A 21313-nucleotide genomic window follows, 5' to 3' on the forward strand; every position below is an offset into this window, starting at 1 on the left:
CGTGTTAGGATGGCCGATGCTCTACCGCGGCGCCAAAAGTCCTGTTGTCAGGGACATGGGTGGATTCAAGGTCAGGCTCAACATGCCCGGCTGGCTGTTGCCATGGCCGCGCGACCATGGCTACGGACCGCTCGCGATGGTCGCCGAAACGATATTGGATCCTGGCAGGCTGGTCGCCATGCACGAGCACAGGAACGACGAGATCCTGTCATGGGTGCCGGAAGGGGTCATGCGCCACGACGACCGGGCGACCGGCAGACTGGTCACCGATCGCGCGCATCTGATGGTGATGAACGCCGGGCAAAGCTTCTGGCATTCGGAGGAAACCTTGTCTGGTGATCCTCCGCTGCGCATGCTGCAAATTCTCGTGCGCCCCCACAGCGTCGATCTCCCGCCAAACATTCAGTACGGTCCGATCGAGCCGGCGCCCCTCAATTGCTGGCGGCATCTCGTTGGGGCCGAGGGGGAGGGAGCGCCATTCTACGTGCGCAACGCCATCGATTTCTTCGATCTCAGGCTCGAGGCGACGGCAAAGGTGGCGTTTCCCCGGAAGGAGGGGAGGCACCTTTACTTCTATGTGTTCTCCGGTTCGGTGGAAGTCGGGGGCGTCCGGTTTGACGAGGGAGATCAGGGGCTCCACCAGTCGGACGGACCATTGGACCTCGTCGGCATCGGCAACGCGCTGATCGTCGCGTTCCTGATCGATCCGCGGGCGCCGGCAGCGCGCAAGGGGACGGTCGGCGATCATCCCAAGATCCCGTCACCCGTTCTGGCGCGGACCTTGCTGACACTGCTACGCTTGCGCGATCGTCTCCGACGGAGGAGCTAAGTGGATCAGCGACCCCTCACGCAACGTGCAGTGGTCTGGACCGCTTTCCTCCTGCCGTAGAGTTGCGATGCGTGCACCCTTCTTGGTTGTCTGTAGAATGCCTGCTTTGTCGGCATTTGCCTGAGATATGAAAATGAATTTCACAATTTTACAAAATATGCGGATTTGAGTTGACGGCCTGAAAAAACTGTCCCAGTCTGCGAAAATAAATTACGCCAAAAGGCAGGGGAACAGGACGAGCATGAAAGTTGGCATCATCGGACTCGGATTCCGTTTGGGTTATCTCGGCTATGTCTTCAAGGCCATGGACGAGAGCTTCGAAATCGCCGGATACGTCGATCCGAACCCGGCCGGTCTGGTCCCGCTCACCGAAAAAGGCATCTCGCCTGGCAAGGCCTACGCGACGCCCGAAGAGCTGATCGCCAACGAGAAGCTCGATCTCCTGATGATCGGCTCGCCCAACCACATGCACCTCGACCACATCCGGATCGGCCTTGAAGCCGGCCTGAAGGTCTTCAGCGAAAAACCGATCGTCACGACGATCCAGGAAAGCCTGGAACTCGCAGCGCTGATGGCGAAGTTTGGCCATGAACGGCTGATGGTCGGTCTCGTGCTGCGCTACGCGCCGATGTACCGCGACCTCCGCCGGGCGCTTGCCGAAGGCAAGCTAGGGCAGGTGGTCTCGATCGAGGCTTCCGAGCATATCGAGCCCTACCATGGCGCCTTCTTCATGCGCGACTGGCGCCGCTACGAGCGCTATTCCGGCAGCTTCATGCTGGAGAAATGCTGCCACGACCTCGACCTCTACAACGGCGTCGTCGGAGCCCGGCCGGAACGCGTCGCAAGCTTTGGCGGCCGCAAGAGCTTCATCCCTGCCAACGACCCGGCCCGCGAAGGCATCAACGACCTCGAACTGTTCCATCGCAAGCCGAGCGGATGGATGGGGTCCGACAAGGTCTTCGACAGCGACGGCGACATCATCGACTACCAGGTGGCGATCGTCGAATACGCCAACGGCGTCGGCATGAACTTCCACACCAATCTCAACGTGCCGGATCAGTTCCGCCGCTTCTGCATCATGGGCTCGCGCGGCATGGCCGAGGGCGATTTCATCCGCGGTTACTTCGACGTGCACGAGATGCTGACCGGCAAGAAGGTCATCGAGAACAAGTATAAGGCCACCGAACTGTCGCAGCACTATGGTGCCGACGAGCAGATGGCGACCGACATCATCGGCCACGTCCGCGACGGCCGACCTCTGCCGGTTTCGACGCGCGATGCGCTGGAAGCCGGCATTCTGGCGCTCTCCATGGACGAGGCTCGGCGCAAGAAGAGCGTCATAGACCTCCGGCCCATATGGGACCGTTTCGACGAAGCCCTGCATTCCCGCGCGGCGTAAGGGGAGGCGACGGATGAGTGTTCAACGCAGCACAGTCATCTTCGCCTGGATCCTGCTTCTTCCTGCTGTTCTTTACGTCACGGTGATCGTCGCCTATCCGCTGGTCGACACCTTCATCCTGTCGTTTACGGACGCGTCGCTGAAGAAGACGACCAATTGGGTCGGCTGGACCAACTACGACAAGATCTTCAACGAGACCTTCGCCGAGGTCATCTTCCGGACCTTCATCTGGACGTTCTTTTCGGTGTCGATCAAGATGATCATCGGCGTTTTCGGCGCAACGATGCTGAACGCGGCCGTTCCCGGCCGGGCGCTTTTCCGTCTGCTCACCATGCCGCCATGGATCGTGCCGATGGCCATCGGCATCTTCATGTGGGGCTGGATGTACAACGGCCAGTTCGGGATGATCTCCGGCGTGCTGCAGAACATGGGGTTGTCGAACGGGCCGATCGCCTTCCTCGCCCGCGGAGAGACTGCCTTCTGGGCGACGATCATCACGGACGTGTGGATCGGCGTGCCGCTAGTGACGCTCTATATGCTGGCAGCCATGCAGGCGATCCCGCAGGATCTCTATGAGGCCGCGTGGACCGATGGGGCAGGGCGTTTCTATCGCTTCCGCCGCATCACGTTGCCTCTGCTCGTGCCGTCGCTGATCACCATGTCGATGCTGTCGCTGATCGCGACCTTCAACTCGTTCGATATCATCTGGATCCTCACCCAGGGTGGACCCAACGGTGAGACGACGACGATGATCATCGACACCTATCGCACCGCGATCGGGTCGAAGAAGTATGGCGAAGGGGCAGCGCGCGCCGTGCTGATCTGCATCTTCCTGTCGATCTTCTGCTTTGCCTATTTCCGGGTGACGAGCCGCCTTTCTCAGGGGGAACAGAAATGAGCCAGCCTGCCCTGATCAATCGCTACCGCTGGTACGAGCTTGTCGGAATCTATGCCGGTATCTTCGTGTTCCTGTGCTTTATCCTGGCGCCCTTCGTCGAGGGCTTTCTGGTGTCGCTGAAGCCGCTCGGGCTGCTGTTCTCGTCACCCTATCGCTTCTGGCCGGAAAACGGCTCGTTCGCCGCCTACTTTACGATGTGGGAGAGCGTGCCGGGCTTTGCCCGCTACATCTTCAATTCCTTCTTCATCTCCACCATCGTCACGGCCATCGTGCTGGTGCTGGTCATACCCGCTGCCTATGCCTTCGCCCGCTTCAACTTCCGTGGCGCCGGCGTGCTTTTGGGGGCATTCCTTGCCGTCAACATGTTTTCGGGCGCGGTGCTGCTGATCCCGCTCTTCCGGCTGATGCGCACCTTCGGCGTCCTCAACACCTATCTGGCCATGATCGTGCCGGGCGTTGCCTTCCTGATCCCGTCGGCGATCTGGCTGTTGCGCACCTACATGATGCGCATCCCGCGTGAACTGGACGAGGCCGCCTTCGTCGACGGAGCCAGCCACTTCTATACGCTGCGCCGGGTGATCCTGCCGATCGCCATGCCCGGCATCACCGTGGTGGCGATCACCACCTTCATCGGCGCCTATGCTCAGCAGTTTATCTACGCGCTGACCTTCAATTCCAAGAGCGAATACATGCCGCTTCCTGTCGGGCTGTTTGCCTATTTCGGACGCCAGGAAGTGGTCTGGAACGAACTGATGGCGGCAAGCTTCGTCGGCATCGCGCCGGCCGTCGTCGTGATCTTCCTCTTGCAACGCTATCTCGTCAGCGGGCTCACCGCGGGCGCGGTGAAACAATAAGACTTAAGTCAACCACCAGAGAACGGGAGCATAAAAACGTGTCTATTCAATTCAAGACGGGGGTGCTCGCCCTTGCCCTGCTCGGCTCGACCGCGCTGGGCGCCGTGACCGCCAAGGCGGCCGACCAGGAGATCAGCTGGATCTACTGCGGCGACACCATGGATGCGGTCCACCAGAAGTACATCAAGCAGTGGGAAGAGAAGAACCCGGGCTGGAAGGTAACGCCTGAAGTCGTCGGCTGGGCCCAGTGCCAGGACAAGGCAACGACCCTTGCCGCCGCCGGCACACCGGTCGCCATGGCCTATGTCGGGTCGCGCACGCTGAAGGAATTTGCACAGAACGACCTTATCGTTCCCGTGCCGATGACGGACGACGAAAAGAAGACCTACTACCCCAACATCGTCGATACCGTGACCTTCGACGACAACCAGTGGGGCGTTCCGATCGCCTTCTCGACCAAGGCGCTCTACTGGAACAAGGACCTGTTCAAGCAGGCCGGCCTCGATCCGGAAACGCCGCCGAAGACCTGGGCTGAAGAGATCGAATTCGCCAAGACGATCAAGGAAAAGACCGGCATTGCCGGTTACGGCCTGCCGGCCAAGACCTTCGACAACACCATGCACCAGTTCATGCACTGGGTGTACACCAACAACGGCAAGGTCATCGACGGCGACAAGATCGTCATCGACAGCCCGCAGGTGCTCGCAGCGCTGCAGGCCTACAAGGACATCACGCCTTTCTCTGTTGAAGGCGCCACCGCCTACGAACAGAACGAAATCCGCGCCATCTTCCTTGACGGCAAGGTCGGCATGATCCAGGCGGGCTCGGGTGCCGCAACGCGCCTGAAGGAAACCAAGGTCAACTGGGGCGTAGCACCGCTGCCGCTCGGCCCGGAAGCAAAGGGCGAGGGCACGCTGCTCATCACCGACAGCCTGGCGATCTTCAAGGGCTCGGGCGTTGAGGAGAAGGCGATCGAATTCGCCAAGTTCATCACCTCGCCAGGACCGCAGGGCGAATACGAGCTTCAGGGCGGCGCTGGCCTGACGCCGCTGCGTCCGTCGCCGATGGTCGATGAGTTCGTCAAGAAGGATCCCTATTGGAAGCCGTTCATCGACGGCATCACCTATGGTGGTCCCGAGCCGCTCTTTACCGACTACAAGGGCTTCCAGAACGTCATCATCGAGATGGTTCAGTCGGTCGTGACCGGAAAGGCTGAGCCGGCCGACGCCTTGAAGAAGGCGGCTTCCAGCCTCGAAGAGTACAAGTAAGGCCACCGGGGCCGCGCGCCGACAAGATCGGTTCGCGGCCCCACCTAACTCTGCTATAAATGAGCCGCTTCTCGCCGGTGGCCGGAGACAGTTTCTTGGGACAGCTCAATCTCAATCGGGTTCAGAAATTCTACGGGACGTTCGAGGTGCTGAAAAGCATCGACCTCGAAGTCAGGAACGGTGAGTTCGTCGTTTTCGTCGGGCCCTCCGGTTGCGGCAAATCGACCTTGCTCAGGATGATCGCTGGTCTCGACGAGACCAGCTCGGGGGACATCCTGATCGAGAACAAGCGCGTCAACGATCTGCCGCCGGTCAAGCGCGGGATCGCCATGGTCTTCCAGTCCTACGCGCTCTATCCGCACATGTCGGTCTTCGAGAACATCGCCTTTCCGCTTCGCGTGGAAAAGATGGCCGAGGAGAAATTGAAAGCCAAGGTGGAGCATGCCGCGCGCATCCTGCACCTGGACCAGCGGCTGCAGCAGAAGCCGGGCATGCTTTCGGGTGGCCAGCGCCAACGTGTCGCGATCGGGCGGGCGATCGTGCGCGAGCCGAAGATCTTCCTATTTGACGAGCCGCTCTCAAACCTCGATGCGGCCCTTCGGGCCGACATGCGCATCGAACTGGCGAAACTGCACCGGCAACTGAAAGCAACGATGATCTACGTCACGCACGACCAGGTCGAAGCGATGACGATGGCGGACCGGATCGTCGTTCTCAATGCCGGTGAGATTGCCCAGACCGGCGCGCCGCTCGAGCTCTACCACAAGCCGGCCAATACCTTCGTTGCCGGCTTCATCGGCAACCCGAAGATGAACTTCCTGCCGGTCACCTGCAAGGGCGTCAGCGATGCCGGCGTCGAGGTCGATTACAAGGGGCAGACGGCGGTCATCCCCGTCACCCCGCAAAGCGGCCTTGCCGGGCGCACGCTGACGCTTGGCGTGCGGCCGGAGCATATCATGCTCGGGTCCGGCGACCTGACCCTCAAGGTGACGCCAACGGTCATCGAACGGCTCGGCGCCCATACGGTCGCCTATGCGGCTATCGGTGGTGAGGGCGAGAACTTCTGTGCCATGCTGCCGGGAACAGCAGCTGTGCGACCGGAGGAGACCATCCAGACAGGCATCAAGGCAGTCGATTGCCACCTGTTCGACGAGGCTGGCCTCGCGCTCGAACGTCGCGTCGAGTTGACCGACATCGATATGGGCGTGCTCGACCCCGCGGCTGCCTGACGTCGTCGAAGCCAGGATCATGGTCGCGGCCAATCAGGGCGCGGCCAGTGTTTGGCCGTTGTGGCTGGATATCCGGCAGCTCTACCTGTAAGGATTGCCGGTCGCCGACGCCCTCTATTCAAAGGCGATCAAGCGCACTTGGATAGAGCATCATGACGCTTGGCCGCTATACGGAACTTCCCCATCTGGCCGACGCCAATGCCGGGATCGAAGCCGTCTGGGCGTCTGTCAGTCGCAACGAGGGCAGCTACCGGGTCCTGCCGGATGGGCGATGCGACATCATCCTCCGATTTGCGCTGAACGCCCTGCCACTCCGCGAGCTGACGCCGATCGTGACCGGTCCAACCACGGGCTATTGCGATGTTCCGCTGGAACCCGGCGCCGCCTTCGTCGGCGTGCGCCTGCGACCTGGCCATTTCCAGAGAATTCTGGGCCTGGAGCCGATCCGGTTGCACGGTGACGCCCTGATCGGCGCAGCGGTTCTGGGTCAATGGCCCGACATGGCCGCCCTTTGCGTGCCGGCATCGGACCAGCAGGAGCTTGCCGGCCGCCTGGTGCGGTTTGTCCGCAAGCGTGATGCCGAGAGCGACTTTGAAGTGGCGCCGCTCGGCCGCAACATCATAAGCGCGCTGCACGCCTCGGGCGGGCGGCTGCGCATCGCCGAGCTTGCCGCGATGCACGGTGTCTCCGAGCGCACCGCCAGACGCGTTCTCCTTCGCGCAACTGGGCTCACGCCGAAGGCGTTTGCCGCCATCATCCAGTTCCATCGCGCCTTGCGGCTGTTGCGGGATCACCATCTCAGTCCTGCGGATGCCGCGTTCGAAGCCGGTTTCGCCGACCAATCCCACATGACCCGGGTCTTCCGGCGCCTGGGCGGGTTCTCGCCGGCGCGCTTGCCCGAAGTCACACTGGTGACGATCTCGGACTGATGTCCGAATTGTTCAAGATCAGAGCCTGGCAATGAATGATGATCGCCCGTAACCGTTCGCGCTGCTTCGGGTAGCGCGCTTAGCGCGTTGCCGACTTCGGCGGCGAGTAACCCTTGGAGACGAACCATGGCCGTCCGTTTCGGATACACAATCCTCTATGTTCCCGATGTGCCGGCAACGGTCTCGTTTTATGAGGCTGCCTTTGGTCTGAAGCGCAGGTTCGTACACGAAAGCAGCCTCTATGCGGAGATGGAGACGGGTGTGACGGCTCTGGCCTTTGCCAGCGAAACCATGGCGGAGCTGAATGGTCTTGCTGTTCGCGCGAACCGCAGGAGCGATCTTGCCGCCGGGTTCGAAATCGCGCTGGTCTGCTCTGCACCGCACGAGGCCTATGAAAAGGCTGTTTCGGCCGGAGCATCGCCGGTGAAGCCGCCGGAAGAAAAGCCGTCGGGGCAAGTGGTCGGCTATGTTCGCGATCTCAACGGCTGCCTTGTCGAACTCTGTTCCGCCACGCCCGCCTAGCCGCCCGGCCCGACCACGCAACCCACGAACGCCATGACTCAGGAGGAGCCCACCTGTGCGCCCGACCACTGCCTCGCCCTGCATCACGACCACCCAGATCGCCGCGTCGCGAGACTTCTATCAGACATATTTCGCCGCACGGCTGACGTTTGACTGCAGCTGGTACATCAGCCTGGAACTCGGCCAAGGCCTGTCCCTCCAGTTCATGGAACCGCAACAGGGGCAGCCTGTGTGCAACACCGAAGGCCTCACCTACAATTTCTGCGTCGCAGACGTCGACGGCGAGTATAGCCGGATCAGGGCAGCAGGCCTTGCCCCGGCGTTGCCGATCGAGGATCACCCATGGGGAGATCGTGGCTTCGCCGTAAAGGATCCGAACGGTGTCCTGCTCTATATCTACTCGAATCGCGAACCCGCGCCGGAGTTCAAGCCGTTTGTCATCGCTTCGGGTGCGGCATGATGGATGACCGGATCCAGACCCTTCTGCGGGAGATCGAGCTTCATCGCGGCGATCAGTTCGTGATCGTCACCCGACTACGGGAAATCGCGCTTGCCTCGGGTCCTGCAGTCACCGAAGAGGTAAAGTATGGCGGCATCCTGTTTTCGTCCAAGGACAGCTTCTGCGGCGTCTTTTCCTACGCCCAACACGTGACGCTGGAGTTTAGCCGGGGCGCCGCTTTGCCCGATCCACATGCCGTCCTGGAGGGTTCAGGCAAGCTTCGCCGCCACATCAAGCTCCTGGGCCCGGCGGATATAGATGAGAAACAAGTCGCGCTATACATCAAGATGGCTCGCGAGGCTGCCGATCGCTGAAGGGTCGGTTGCGCCCGGCGACGGTGCCGCAAACCTCAGGCCGCGCCCTTCTCGGTTCCGTGCGGGTTGTCGACCTTCGGCCAGATGTTCTTCGGCGCGCGCTTGTAGTCGGTCTTGGCGGGATTGTTCGGGTAAGGCGTGCCGGCCGAACAATAGAGGATTTCGGACGCGATCTTGGAGAACGAGGCGTAGAAGTGGTTGGTCGACTTGATGACCAGGATCTTCTTGCTTGTCGGGTCGATGCCCATTACCGAAAACAGGCTTGGATCGAAGCTCTGCGCGCGGGTCGAGTTGAGGATGATGTCGATGCCTTTGAAGCGAATGTGGGCCGCATCGCCGAAGGGGGCGAAGCTCTCGCCGAAGCGCATCTCGGCGTCGCGCACCAGCTTGACCACCTTGACCGTGCCATCGACCGGATTGCCGGTTCCCGGCGCCGACTTGGCGCCGAAGCGCAAGGGGATGTCGGCGCCTTCGCCGGCCGCCATGCAGATCTGCACCGCCATCGGGTCCCAGATCGTGCCGACCGCAACGTCGGTTGCGCCGCGAGCCAGCAGTTCTTCGAGCAGAACTGTCGCGTCGCCGGCCGTACCACCGCCCGGGTTGTCCCAGACATCGGCGATGACGACGGGACCTTTGGTTGCTGCGAGTGCCTCATCGACCGCCTGCCTCTCGTCGATCTGCGGCATGATGAAGGTGCCGCGGTGGGAGAAGAGTTCCAGACCCAATTCCCGTGCGAGGCTCGCGCCTTTCTCCGGCTTGCCGTCGGTGACGGCGAGCAGCTTCGTTCCCATTTCCGGGACGTCGCCTGCCATGAAGCCGTGGATCACGGAGAGCGAAAGCACGTCTGCGTCTTCCTTCTCGATCCGCATCAACTTGTCGACGAAGGAGCGCATCGGATCGCGAGATGTCGGGTAGACGTCGATCATGCGACAGTCGAAGATCGACATGACGGGCGTGATGCGGCCTTCGAGCGTGTCGACAGCGATCTTCCAGAGGTCCTCGGCGCGGTCGACGAAGTCGGTGTGCGGGAATTCCTTGAAGTAGACGAAGAAGTTCGATGCGGCGGCGCGGTTGGCCGTCAGGTGGCTGTGGGGATCAAGCTCGGCGCAGACGAGGATATCGGGACCGACGATCGCACGGACGCGCGTCAGCAGGTCGCCTTCGGGGTCTTCGTAGCCGTCGGCGACCATGGCGCCGTGCAGGCCGAGCACCACGGCATCGACGGGCATGGCGGCGCGCAACTGGCCGAGGATCTCGTCGCGCAGGCCCTCATAGGTCTCGCGGTTGACGAGGCCAGCCGGGTCCGCCCAGGTCGCGGTTCCCTCGATCAGTTCCCAGTCCTTCTCAACGCAGACGCGCCGGCCGACGGTGATCGGCGCCGTGCAAAGCGTCGGTGTTTCCGGGTGTTCTCCCGGCGGGGCGTAGAGCGAGGCTTCGAAGGCCCGGCGGTCGATGCAGATCGGGGAGAAGGTATTGGTCTCGGTCGCAAGCGCCGCTGTGAAGATCCGCAATGCCGTTGCCTTTTCTATTGCGTCACGCCTGCAGCGCCGCTCATCCGGCCGGATGTGCTAAGGTCGCTGCGGGCTCTAAGTCTGGCGCATGATTTTTCCCGGATGCATGGCGATCCAGGAAACTACGCGGAAGCCGCGCCCATCGGGTTCGGCAGGTAGCCGGTAAAGCCGGCAATCTTCCAGCGTCCTTCGTGCAGACGGCAGTAATAGACCGTCTGCCATTTCAGGATGTCGACGCTGCCGTCCGTCTTCTTCAGGCTGCCATCGAACTTCTTGCGCGCCAACGCCTGGTCACCGTTGATCTCGATGTCCTCGAGCGTCGTCGTGGTGAAGATCGCCGTGCGCGGGTCTTCGGCGAAGCTCTGTGTCGCGAAATCCTGCGCCTGGCGCAGCCACTCTTCGCGATAGGCGGCCAGCGACGGGAAGGTCAGCCGCCAATTGTCCGGATTGGTTTCGCGGCGGCCGTCGATGCCGATGAAGCTCTCCCCGACGAAATCGTCTGCAACCATCGACCAGTCGGCTGCCAGAAAGGCAGTGATGTCGCGGGAGACCAGCATCTCCCAGATCGAGTGGCGTGCAGCATCGGAAGAGGGGAATGGATTGAGAAAAGGATCCCGCATATTCGCGCCCTGGATTGAAATTCTTTTCATGAATGGCGTTTTTCGCTAGCCAAATTCGGCTTTCTATGGTCACTTGTCAACGATCAAAGAAAATAATTTGCAAGAAGGCTCATGATGACGATCAAGCGCTATGGTGCGGAACAGGTCGGCGCTGGCGGCAAACCTTTGCCCTTCGCGCGCGCTGTCGAGGCGGACGGCTGGCTCTATGTCTCTGGTCAGGTTGCCATGGAAAACGGCGAGATCATCGAGGGCGGGATCATCCCCCAGACCCACAAGACGATCGCCAATGTGATGGCCATCCTGACGGAAGCCGGCTACGGTCCGGAGCATGTGGTTCGTTGCGGCGTCTGGCTCGACGATCCCAGGGATTTCTGGACATTCAACAAGATCTACCAGGAGTATTTCGGTGCTCATCCGCCGGCGCGGGCCTGCGTCCAGTCGTCGATGATGGTCGATTGCAAGGTCGAGATCGACTGCGTCGCCTATAAGCCGAAAGAAGGCTGATCCTGGAGCGGGAGCGGTTTTCTGCCCGCATCCCGCTCTCACTCGTGATCCGAAGCAAGGCATAAGCGGGCGATGGACATCTTCGCGACATTGCAGGAAGAAAAGGGGCGGCTCTCCCAGTCGGAAAACCGCATCGCCGATATTCTCCTGAACGATTTCGAGTTCGCGGTAAACGCCTCCATCATCGAGCTCGCGAGCAAGGCGGACGTTTCGCCGCCGACCGTCACCCGCTTCTGTCGGCGGTTGGGTTGTGACAGCTTCTCCGACTTCAAGGTGCAGCTCGCGCGGACCGCCTATATCGGCATGCGCTACCTGAAGCCCGAGCCGAAGAGCCGGGAGACCGGCGATGTCGCCCAGGACATCATCACCAAGTCGCAGAACGCGCTGTTTCTTCTGCATCGCTCGCTCGATCTCGCCGCGATCGAGCAGGCGGTCGAGCGGATTGCCTCAGCGGAAATGATCTACGCCTTTGGTTCCGGCGGCAATTCGTCGATGATCGCCGGCGAGCTTCAAAACCGGCTCTTTCGTTTCGGCCTGCGCATCACATCGAGCTCGGATCACAGCATGCAGTTGATGATGACGGCGGCGGCCCGGCCGACGGACGTGCTGATCGGCTCCTCCTTTTCCGGCCGCAACGCCGAACTCGTGCGCGCCTTCACGCTTGCGCGCGAACTGAAAGTGCCGACCATCGCGCTGACGCAGAGCGGCAGCCCGGTGGCCACCGCTGCCAGCATCACCGTTCCGGTCGATCTGCCCGAGGGCAACAATATCTACCGCCCCACCTCCACCCGCATCGCCTATCTGGCGCTGCTCGACATCCTCTCCAGTCTCGTCGCTTATCGGGTTCAGCCGCAGGCGACAGCCACACTTCGGCGCATCAAACAGCAGCTGGTGACCCACCGCGACGGTGACGACCGCCAGTTGCTCGGAGACTGACGTGCCGCGAAAGGTCAACGCATGACGCAATCTCTCGCGATCGTCACCGGCGCCGCCGGCGATATCGGCCGTGCTATCGCCCGCAAGCTTGCCGACGACCATGACGTGGTTCTGCTCGTCGACATCGATGCGGAGGCCGCCGAAAAGGCAGCGCGGGCGCTTGGCGACGGCAAGCGCTTCGTCGCAGTCGCCTGTGACGTCACCAATGCCGAAAGCGTGGCGGCGATGGCAGCGAAGGCCGCAGAGAAGGGCGCTGTCCGCACCCTCGTCAACAATGCTGGTGCTGCCCGTGCCGTCAGCCTGCACGACACGACGCCGGAGATCTGGCGCATGGACAATGCGCTGAACCTCGAGGCGGCCTTCCTCACTTTTCGCGCCGTCGAGGACATGCTGAAAGAGACCCACGGCTCGGTCGTCAACATCGCCTCGGTCAACGGCATGAACGTCTTCGGCCATCCGGCCTATAGCGCCGCCAAGGCCGGGCTCCTGCACCTGACCCGGCTGATTGCGGTCGAATACGGCAAGTTCGGCATCCGCTCGAATGCGGTGGCACCCGGCACGGTTCGCACCCAGGCCTGGGAGGCGAGGGCGGCATCGAACCCGGATGTCTTCGAAGAGGCGCGCCGCTGGTATCCGCTGCAGCGCATCGTCAATCCGGATGACGTCGCCAATGCCGTGCATTTTCTCGCAGGCCCGCTCGCGGCCGCCATTTCGGGCGTCTGCCTGCCTGTCGATTGCGGCCTGACCGCCGGACAGGCTGAGTTGGCCCGCACGTTCTCGCAATCAAACCACTACTGACATAGAGCATTCTGGAGGAAGAGCATGCACCCGGTTTCCTACCGTCTCGAGGCGTCTTGGCAGCCGGATGGCGGGCCGTTCGGGCGGTTTACCTTCACGCTGTTCAATTTCTCCGGCGCGCCACTTTCCGGCTTCAGTATCGTCTACACCTCGCTCACCCGGGTGATCGATCCCAAGGCCTGCGACAATGCCGTGTTCCTGCGCCGTAACGCCAATTTTCACGAATTCGCGCCGCCTGCGGGGCTGACGATCGAAAACGGCGGGAGCTGGACCTTCACCGTCAGCGGCCTGCACCGCAACGCGCGCCACTGCACCGACGGTGCCAAGTCCGCCTATCTGACGCTTGCCGATGGTGGTCACGTGCCGGTCGCTGTCTCCGATCTGTTGCTTGAAAATGCCGTCAGTGAACCGCCGCCGGTGCGGCTACCGGACGGCAAGCTCGATCAGCCCTATGCGTTGCAGCCCTGGCCAGCGAAGCTTGAGCTTCGTCCTGGAGACGGTTTTCCAGTGGTGCTCTATCCGGCGGTCGGCTCGACGGGCGAGGATGTCGCTGCCATCGATACGGTTCTGGCGATGTACCATCGGCTGTTCCCTGCGGGCCACGCCCCCTTCAGCCTGGCAGCCTCGAAGCAGGGGCGGGCGATTGTCTTTACCGCCGACGCTGGTCTTAAGGCTGAGGCCTATCGGCTCGACTTCTCTGAGACCGAAATCCGGCTTAGCTTTGGCGGCAGCGCCGGCCGGCAATATGGTTTGACCAGTCTGGCCCAGCTTCTGGATGGGGCACGCAACCATCCGGAAAAGTTCCGCTTTCCGGCGAGCGGCAAAATTTCGGATGCGCCGCGTTACAGCTGGCGCGGTTGCCATCTCGACGTCTCCCGCCAGTTCTACCCGACGGCGGATGTGGCGCGGCTGATTGACATTCTCGCCTGGTTCAAGCTCAACGTTTTCCACTGGCACCTGACCGACGACGAGGCCTGGCGCCTGGAGATCAAGGCCTACCCGCAGCTGACGACGCTTGGCGTCCTGCGCGGGCCGGATGAGCCGCTTCTGCCGCAGCTTGGTAATGGCGCTGAGCCTGTCGGCGGCTTCTACAGCCAAGCGGACGTGAGGGCGATCGTCGCGCAGGCGACGGCGCTGCATGTCGATGTCGTGCCGGAGATCGATATCCCTGGCCATAGCACGGCGACCTTGGTGGCGCTGCCGGATCTGACAGACGGTCAGGAGGCCCCGGAGAGCTACCATTCGGTTCAGGGCTATCCCAATAACGCGCTCAACCCGGCCGTTGCCTTTACCTACGAGTTTCTGGAGAAGGTCCTCGACGAAATGGTCGAGCTTTTCCCGAGCGCCTACATCCATATCGGCGGCGACGAAGTGGCGAACGGTTCTTGGCTCGCTTCGCCGCTGGCCAAGAAGCTGATGGAGCAGGAGGGCATCTCCGGCACCTTCGCGCTGCAGTCCTATTTCCTGAAGCGGGTGAAGCAGATGTTGACGGCGCGTGGCCGCAAGCTCGCCGGCTGGAACGAAGTGGCGCATGGCGGCGGTGTCTCGACCGAAGATACGCTGCTGATGGCCTGGGAGCGGCCGGAGGTCGGCATCGAGCTCGCCCGCGAAGGCTATGACGTGGTGATGACCCCCGGCCAGGCCTATTACCTCGACATGGCGCAGGCCGATGCCTGGCAGGAGCCAGGTGCAAGCTGGGCCGGCACGGCGACACCCGCCCACACCTACGGCTACGAGGCCGAGGGCGAATTCCCGGACGAGCTGAAGGCCCGCCTCAGAGGCGTGCAGGCGTGCATCTGGTCCGAGCATTATCTTTCGCGCGGCTACTTCAACCGGCTCGTCTTCCCGCGGCTTCCGGCGATCGCCGAGGCGGCATGGACACCGAAGTCGGCGAAGGACTGGCTGCGCTTTGCGGCCATCGCGCCGCTCAGCCCGAACCTCTGAGAGGAACGCTCATGCGCATCGCCGTTGGTGGCATCCATACCGAATGCAGCACCTATTCGCCTGTTCTGATGACAGAGGAAGATTTTCGCGTTCTGCGCGGCCAAACGCTGCTGGACGCCGAGTACTTCAGTTTCATGAAGGCCGAGGGTGTCGAGCATCTGCCGCTTTTGCATGCCCGCGCCGTGCCCGGCGGCCCCGTGTCGCGCCCAACCTACGACGCCTTCAAGGCCGAGTTCCTCGAAATGCTGCGTGACGCGCTGCCGATCGACGGGCTTTATCTCGCCATGCATGGCGCCATCAAGGTCGACGGGATGGACGACGCCGAAGGCGACTGGATCTCCGCCGCCCGCGCTGTCGTCGGTCCCAATTGCCCGGTGGCGGCGAGCTACGACCTGCATGGCAATGTCAGCCAGGAGATCATCGACCAGCTCGATATTTTTGCCGCTTACCGCACCGCGCCGCATATCGATACGCCGGAGACCATGACCCGTGCCTGGTCGATGCTGGTATCTGCGCTGAGAGACGGGACGCGCCCGGGCATCGCCTGGGCACCGGTCCCGGTCCTGCTTCCCGGCGAATGCACCTCGACCGAGGACGAGCCGGCAAAGTCGCTCTACGTGCAACTGCCCGAGATCGATAAGCGGCCAGGCGTTCTCGATGCCAACCTGATGGTGGGCTACGTCTGGGCCGACGAGCCGCGGGCGACCGCCTGTGCGGTCGTAACGGCCACCGACAGGGCGGCGGCCAAACGGGCAGCGGAAGAGATTGCCGCGGGCTACTGGTCGAAACGTCGAAACTTCCGCTTCGGTCCGGTCACCGGACCGCTCAACGAAATGCTGGATATCGCCGAGCGGGCGACGACGACGCCGATCATTCTTGCGGACTCCGGCGACAACCCGACCGGCGGCGGCGTTGGTGATCGCGCAGACGTGCTGAAGGCGCTGCTCGCCCGCGGCTGGCGGGGCGCGTTGATCGCCGGCATCACGGACCTGCCGGCGGTCGAAGCCTGCTTTGCCGCTGGGGTCGGCGAAACGTTGATGCTCAAGATCGGCGGCAGCCTCGATCCGGCAAGCCCCCGTGCGGAGATGCTGGCCGAGGTCGTCACGCTGGATGATCCCGGGCCTGCGAAAGAGCGGCAGGCGGTGGTGCGGGTCGGCGCGATCGATGTCGTTATCGCGGCACGGCGCAGGCCCTACCACAACATCGAGGACTTCCGGCGGCTGGGCCTCGACCCTGAGGCGGTGCGGCTGCTCGTCGTCAAATCGGGCTACCTGTCGCCCGAACTGGCGCCGATCGCCAACCCCAACCTGATGGCCCTGACTGAAGGGGTCGTCAATCAGGACATCCAAGGGCTCGCGAGCCTCCGCCGTCAGCGGCCGGCCTACCCCTTCGATCAGGACTTTTCCTTTGAACCCGTCGCCCGCTTTTCGGCGCGTTGGTCGAGCGGCGCCTGAGACATGCTTCGCACATTTCCTACCCGAGTTTCGGGTAGGGGCTTCCCTCAAAGCACCGCGCGTCGTTCGACGCGCATGGGCGCTGAAACGCCTTAGCCTTCCGCATAACACCGTCCTTAAATCGATCACAATTTAAGCGATTGTGCGATATCCTCCACCCGCTTCGCGGACACATTCTAGCATGACCTCCACCATTCTCAGCGCCATGCGCAACCCGGCCATGCGGATCAGCATGCTGGCAATCTTCCTGTTCGGGTTTGCCGGTGCGGCCACCTCGCCCTACCAGTCCGTCGTCGGCATCAACGAGCTGGGGCTCAGCGATGCCGTCTATTCGCTGCTGATCCTGCTTGCCTCGACGGTGAACGTCATCGTCAGTGTTTCGATCGGCATTCTGGCCGATCGCGTCGGCAACTACCGGCTGCTGATGTCGACGGCGATCTTTTTCGGCGTTGTCGGCTACGGCATCGTCTATGTGCTCCCGCATCAGATGAGCTTCGTCGTTAGCGTCTTGTTGCTGTTGCCGATCTACGGCGCGGTCTACACGCTGCTCTTTGCCAATGTGCGCAGCATCGCCCGGCGGATGAGCGGCCATGACGCCGCCTCGCTCACGACGGGCGCCCGCGCGGCCATATCAGTGTCCTGGGTTCTGGTGCCAGGACTGGTCGGCTTTGCACTCGCCGGCGGCGACAGCATGCTGCCGGCCTATCTGCTCGCCTGTCTCGGCTGCCTCGCCAATCTGCTGATCGTCTATTTTAAACTGCCCAACGAAAGCGGGGCCGACGCATCGCTCGGCAAGCGGCTTTCTTACTGGACGTCTTTTCGGGAGATCCTGGCGCCAGGGATTTTCCTGCGCGTCATCGCCGTTGCGATCATCACCTCGTCGCTGCACGTCAACGCCGCCGTGCTGCCCCTGATCATGACTGACGAGATCGGCGGCAGCGTCACCGATATCGGCATCATCGTTGGGATCGTCGCTTTCCTCGAAGTCGTGTTCATCTTCGTCTGGGCGCGCATCCAGCTGAGCCTTGTTCCATTCAAGGCGCTGGCGCTCGGAACCGCGATCTACATCGGCTACATGGTGCTGCTCGGCTTCTCGACGGCGACCTGGCAGATCTACGCGCTCACCTTGATCAGTGCCTTTGGTGCCGCCGCGTTGATCACGATCCCGATCAGCTACCTCCAGGACCTGATTGCCGACCGCCCGGGCCTCGGAAGCTCATTGCTCGCCGTGAACCTCTTCCTGAGCGGCGGCCTTTGCGCCGGGCTTTTTGCGCTCGGCACGCGGATCAGCGACTATTCGGGCACGGCGCTGCTTGGCGGCGCCGCAGGCCTTGCCGGGCTGGTGCTGCTGCTCGCGCTCGACGGCGATAAAACAGGGAAGAAAACATTCCGCCGCTCGTGAATTAGTCCCAGGGCTCATCGACAAAACTGCAGGTGAACTTTGTCTGGTTGTCCTGGAGACATCTCTTCTTTTGATCGGCGAGGATCATGATCCTCGCGAAGAAGCGCGAAAAGTCGGCCTTGCTGGAGGTAAACGTGGCTATCCCCAAAGCGTGCGCCTGGGCCTGCGCCACGCAGGTCGCCAATTCCTGATCGGGGACATCGCTGTTTGCAACGATGACAGCGCGGTCAAATCGCCCTTCCGCGGAATAGTTCACGGCGGAAGCGCAATTTGGTACGCCAGTTGCTGCAGTATCGTTCAGCAGCCGCTCGTAGTAGGGGTCGAAGCCGAAATCTTCAATTTTGCTGACGTCGACCCGGCCATTCTTGACGACATCCTTTCTGAAGATCACGCCGATGGTGTTTCTTCCGAGGCCCGGTTGGGCCTTGGTCTCAATTCCGGCGGCCATGGCGATCATTTGAATTGTCGAGAAGACCACGTCCCTCTTCTTGGTCTCCCCTTGGCTCATTCCGACGCCAATAAATTCCGGGAAGGCGGTAAAGTGCCGTTCTCCGTTGCGAACAGGGCCGAAGAAACTCACGTTTTGAGCGACCGCAGACGAGGCAACAAAGACGCTCGCAAGAAGCCCCGTGGCAAACATAAGATGTCTAATGGTTCTTCTCCCGTACCCGCCCCAGCGCATGAAGCCTTCTCATAAAAAACCAGCGCTCGCGTGAGCGAACAGAGATGTTCTGCAACGCGTCGCCAGCAATGCGATGGCATCTCGATTTTTCTAGCATTGCTATCAACAGCTGCAAGGCGCCGGAGCGAGGAAGACGCAGTCCTGACGCTAGTCTCATCAAAAAGTGATTGGGGCGCCTTTCGGCGCCCCAATCAGTATGTCCGTGAGTATGTCGGTCGAGAGCGGATCAGTTGCCGAGAATGCCCGGCAGGCGCAGGCCCTTTTCCTTGGCGCAATCGAGCGCAATGTCGTAGCCCGCATCGGCATGGCGCATGACGCCGGTTGCCGGGTCGTTCCAGAGCACGCGTTCGAGGCGCTTGGCCGCATCGTCGGTACCATCGGCGCAGATGACGACGCCCGAATGCTGCGAGAAGCCCATGCCGACGCCGCCGCCGTGGTGCAGCGACACCCAGGTGGCGCCCGATGCGGTGTTGAGCAGGGCGTTGAGCAGCGGCCAGTCCGAAACAGCGTCCGAGCCGTCCTTCATCGCTTCGGTCTCGCGGTTCGGCGAGGCGACCGAGCCGGAATCGAGGTGGTCGCGGCCGATGACGACCGGCGCCTTCAGTTCGCCGTTCTTGACCATTTCGTTGAAGGCGAGGCCGAGGCGGTGGCGATCGCCGAGGCCGACCCAGCAGATGCGCGCCGGCAGGCCCTGGAAGGCGATGCGCTCACGTGCCATGTCCAGCCAGTTGTGCAGGTGCTTGTTGTCGGGAAGCAGTTCCTTGACCTTGGCGTCGGTCTTATAGATGTCTTCCGGATCGCCGGACAGGGCCGCCCAGCGGAACGGGCCGACGCCGCGGCAAAAGAGCGGGCGGATATAGGCCGGAACGAAGCCCGGGAAGGCAAAGGCGTTTTCGAGGCCTTCTTCCTTGGCCATCTGGCGGATGTTGTTGCCGTAGTCGAAGGTCGGGATGCCCATGTCCTGAAAGGCGATCATCGCTTCGACGTGGTCGCGCATCGAGGCGCGCGCGGCCTTTTCGACGGCCTTCGGATCGCTGACGCGCTTCTCCTTCCACTGGCCCATGGTCCAGCCCTTCGGCAGGTAACCGTTGACCGGGTCGTGCGCCGAGGTCTGGTCGGTGACCATGTCGGGACGGATGCCGCGGCGGACCATCTCCGGCAGGATTTCGGCGGTGTTGCCGAGCAGGCCGACGGACTTGGCTTCGCCGTTCTTCGTCCAGCGGGCGATCATCTCCATCGCTTCGTCCAGCGTCTCGGCCTTTTCGTCGAGGTAGCGGGTGCGCAGGCGGAAATCGATCGAGTCCGGGTTGCATTCGACGGCCAGGCACGAAGCGCCTGCCATGACGGCGGCGAGCGGCTGGGCGCCACCCATGCCGCCGAGGCCGCCGGTCAGCACCCACTTGCCCTTAAGGTTGTCGCCATAGTGCTGACGGCCGGCTTCAACGAAGGTTTCGTAAGTGCCCTGAACGATGCCTTGCGTGCCGATATAGATCCACGAGCCGGCCGTCATCTGGCCGTACATGGCGAGACCCTTCTTATCCAGCTCGTTGAAGTGATCCCAGGTCGCCCAGTGCGGCACGAGGTTGGAGTTGGCGATGAGAACGCGGGGCGCATCCTTGTGGGTGCGGAACACGCCGACCGGCTTGCCCGACTGCACCATCAAGGTTTCGTCGTTGTTGAGGTCCTTTAGCGTCTCTACGATCTTGTCGAAATCGGCCCACGTGCGGGCGGCACGACCGATGCCGCCGTAGACGACCAGCTCGTGCGGGTTTTCCGCGACGTTCGGGTCCAGATTGTTCATCAGCATGCGAAGCGGCGCTTCGGTCAGCCAACTCTTGGCATTGAGCGTGGTGCCCTGAGGAGCGCGCACGTCGCGAATATTGTGGCGCGGATTGTTGATGGTCATGCCTCGCTCCCTGTCAGTGTCTTGAGGTCAAATGCGATGGTTTCGATGCGGTTCAGGATCGCACCCAGCGGCTTTCGCAACAGGGCGGATCGTGTGGCGTCGAGCGCGAAAGGCGGCTCTTCGGCGGCGAGATGGGTCGATTGCGCGAGCTCCATCTGGATGGCATGCACGCCGGTTTCCGGGCGGCCATAGTGGCGGGTGGTCCAGCCGCCCTTGAAGCGGCCGTTGAGAATGCTGCTGTAACCTTCCGCAGCGGCAGCGATTGCGGCCGTCGCCTTCTCGATGTCAGGCGCGCAGGTCTTGCCCATGTCGGTGCCGATGTTGAGATCCGGCAGCTTGCCTTCGAACAGGAACGGAATGCGCGAGCGGATCGAGTGGCAGTCATAAAGCACGACCACGCCATGGATCGCCTTGACCCGCTCGATCTCGGCGGCAAGGGCCGCGTGATAGGGCGCATGGAATGACCGGAGCCGTTCGGCGATATCCGCTTCAGTCGGTGCCTCTCCGTCCTTCCAGATCGGCTTGCCGTCGAAGTCCGTTTCCGGGATCAATCCGGTCGTGTTCTGGCCGGGATAGAGGCTGACGCCCTCGGGATCGCGGTTGGCGTCGATCACGTAGCGGTGGAAGGTGGCGCGAACGACGGTCACCTCCGGCAGCAGGCCATGATAAAGTTGATGGATATGCCAGTCGGTATCGGCGAGGATCCGACCGTTATCGTTCAGCCGATCCCAGATCGCAGCCGGCACGTCGGTGCCGGTATGCGGAAAGCCGAGAATGACCGGCGAGTTGCCTTGTCTGACTTCGACGACCGCCAT

The 21313-nt window shown here is 62.2% G+C and carries 21 protein-coding genes; 16 read left to right on the forward strand and 5 right to left on the reverse strand.

The genetic code is table 11. The features are described 5' to 3' along the window. Window positions 1–16 precede the first annotated feature (16 nt). The 10 genes from ASD63_RS30515 to ASD63_RS30560 all read left to right on the forward strand — a co-directional run bounded on the left by ASD63_RS30515 (window position 17) and on the right by ASD63_RS30560 (window position 8741). Window positions 17–829, forward strand: a complete 813-nt coding sequence (locus ASD63_RS30515; protein ID WP_060530304.1) for a pirin family protein — start codon at window positions 17–19, stop codon at window positions 827–829. A gap of 241 nt (window positions 830–1070) precedes the next feature. After that, window positions 1071–2228, forward strand: coding sequence for a Gfo/Idh/MocA family oxidoreductase (locus ASD63_RS30520; RefSeq protein WP_060530305.1), 1158 nt, complete (start codon window positions 1071–1073; stop codon window positions 2226–2228). A gap of 13 nt (window positions 2229–2241) precedes the next feature. Further along, window positions 2242–3126, forward strand: coding sequence for a sugar ABC transporter permease (locus ASD63_RS30525; RefSeq protein WP_034799524.1), 885 nt, complete (start codon window positions 2242–2244; stop codon window positions 3124–3126). Continuing rightward, entirely contained in the window at window positions 3123–3980 is an 858-nt protein-coding gene (locus ASD63_RS30530) for a carbohydrate ABC transporter permease (protein ID WP_034799530.1), read from the forward strand. The genes ASD63_RS30525 and ASD63_RS30530 overlap by 4 nt, the downstream gene beginning before the upstream one ends. A gap of 38 nt (window positions 3981–4018) precedes the next feature. After that, window positions 4019–5248, forward strand: a complete 1230-nt coding sequence (locus ASD63_RS30535; RefSeq protein WP_034799533.1) for an ABC transporter substrate-binding protein — start codon at window positions 4019–4021, stop codon at window positions 5246–5248. A gap of 95 nt (window positions 5249–5343) precedes the next feature. Further along, the gene (ugpC, locus tag ASD63_RS30540) at window positions 5344–6477 is read left to right on the forward strand and encodes a sn-glycerol-3-phosphate ABC transporter ATP-binding protein UgpC (protein WP_034799536.1); all 1134 of its coding nucleotides are present in this window, start codon (window positions 5344–5346) and stop codon (window positions 6475–6477) included. Between the two features lie 152 nt (window positions 6478–6629). Further along, window positions 6630–7406: a helix-turn-helix transcriptional regulator gene (locus tag ASD63_RS30545; RefSeq protein WP_034799539.1), complete on the forward strand. Its 777-nt coding sequence runs from the start codon at window positions 6630–6632 to the stop codon at window positions 7404–7406. 126 nt (window positions 7407–7532) lie between these two features. Next, window positions 7533–7928, forward strand: coding sequence for a VOC family protein (locus ASD63_RS30550; protein ID WP_034799542.1), 396 nt, complete (start codon window positions 7533–7535; stop codon window positions 7926–7928). Window positions 7929–7983: 55 nt separating this feature from the next. Continuing rightward, complete coding sequence (locus tag ASD63_RS30555; RefSeq protein ID WP_060530306.1) at window positions 7984–8388, forward strand: VOC family protein; 405 nt, start codon at window positions 7984–7986, stop codon at window positions 8386–8388. Further along, the gene (locus tag ASD63_RS30560; RefSeq protein WP_200949900.1) at window positions 8388–8741 is read left to right on the forward strand and encodes a DUF1801 domain-containing protein; all 354 of its coding nucleotides are present in this window, start codon (window positions 8388–8390) and stop codon (window positions 8739–8741) included. The genes ASD63_RS30555 and ASD63_RS30560 overlap by 1 nt, the downstream gene beginning before the upstream one ends. Before the next feature lie 35 nt (window positions 8742–8776). On the opposite strand, the gene ASD63_RS30565 is transcribed toward ASD63_RS30560, so the two are convergent. Beyond that, window positions 8777–10252, reverse strand: coding sequence for a M81 family metallopeptidase (locus tag ASD63_RS30565; protein WP_060530307.1), 1476 nt, complete (start codon window positions 10250–10252; stop codon window positions 8777–8779). Between the two features lie 122 nt (window positions 10253–10374). Continuing rightward, window positions 10375–10872 (reverse strand): hypothetical protein, encoded by a 498-nt coding sequence (locus ASD63_RS30570; RefSeq protein ID WP_034799555.1) that lies wholly within the window; start codon window positions 10870–10872, stop codon window positions 10375–10377. Window positions 10873–10986: 114 nt separating this feature from the next. Between ASD63_RS30570 and ASD63_RS30575 the strand changes: the two genes are divergently transcribed. From ASD63_RS30575 to ASD63_RS30600, 6 genes are all read left to right on the forward strand, one after another. After that, complete coding sequence (locus ASD63_RS30575; RefSeq protein WP_034799761.1) at window positions 10987–11376, forward strand: RidA family protein; 390 nt, start codon at window positions 10987–10989, stop codon at window positions 11374–11376. A 72-nt stretch (window positions 11377–11448) separates the two neighbouring features. Beyond that, entirely contained in the window at window positions 11449–12312 is an 864-nt protein-coding gene (locus ASD63_RS30580; RefSeq protein WP_034799558.1) for a MurR/RpiR family transcriptional regulator, read from the forward strand. Between the two features lie 21 nt (window positions 12313–12333). After that, complete coding sequence (locus ASD63_RS30585; protein WP_034799561.1) at window positions 12334–13110, forward strand: SDR family oxidoreductase; 777 nt, start codon at window positions 12334–12336, stop codon at window positions 13108–13110. A gap of 24 nt (window positions 13111–13134) precedes the next feature. Then, window positions 13135–15054, forward strand: a complete 1920-nt coding sequence (locus ASD63_RS30590; protein ID WP_060530308.1) for a beta-N-acetylhexosaminidase — start codon at window positions 13135–13137, stop codon at window positions 15052–15054. A gap of 11 nt (window positions 15055–15065) precedes the next feature. After that, window positions 15066–16508 carry a M81 family metallopeptidase gene (locus ASD63_RS30595; protein ID WP_060530309.1) on the forward strand — a complete coding sequence of 481 codons (1443 nt, stop codon included), beginning with the start codon at window positions 15066–15068 and terminating at the stop codon, window positions 16506–16508. 181 nt (window positions 16509–16689) lie between these two features. Next, window positions 16690–17910, forward strand: a complete 1221-nt coding sequence (locus tag ASD63_RS30600) for an MFS transporter (protein WP_060530310.1) — start codon at window positions 16690–16692, stop codon at window positions 17908–17910. Between the two features lies 1 nt (window position 17911). Here the strand turns inward: ASD63_RS30600 and ASD63_RS30605 are convergent, their stop codons facing one another. The 3 genes from ASD63_RS30605 to hutG form a co-directional block, all read right to left on the reverse strand. Continuing rightward, window positions 17912–18550 (reverse strand): hypothetical protein, encoded by a 639-nt coding sequence (locus ASD63_RS30605; protein ID WP_034799569.1) that lies wholly within the window; start codon window positions 18548–18550, stop codon window positions 17912–17914. Window positions 18551–18818: 268 nt separating this feature from the next. Further along, window positions 18819–20492: a urocanate hydratase gene (gene hutU, locus ASD63_RS30610; RefSeq protein ID WP_060530375.1), complete on the reverse strand. Its 1674-nt coding sequence runs from the start codon at window positions 20490–20492 to the stop codon at window positions 18819–18821. Between the two features lie 2 nt (window positions 20493–20494). After that, window positions 20495–21313 (reverse strand): N-formylglutamate deformylase, encoded by an 819-nt coding sequence (gene hutG / locus ASD63_RS30615; RefSeq protein WP_060530311.1) that lies wholly within the window; start codon window positions 21311–21313, stop codon window positions 20495–20497.

The sequence above is a fragment of the Ensifer sp. Root558 genome (assembly GCF_001427045.1).
Classification (GTDB): Bacteria; Pseudomonadota; Alphaproteobacteria; order Rhizobiales; family Rhizobiaceae; genus Ensifer; species Ensifer adhaerens.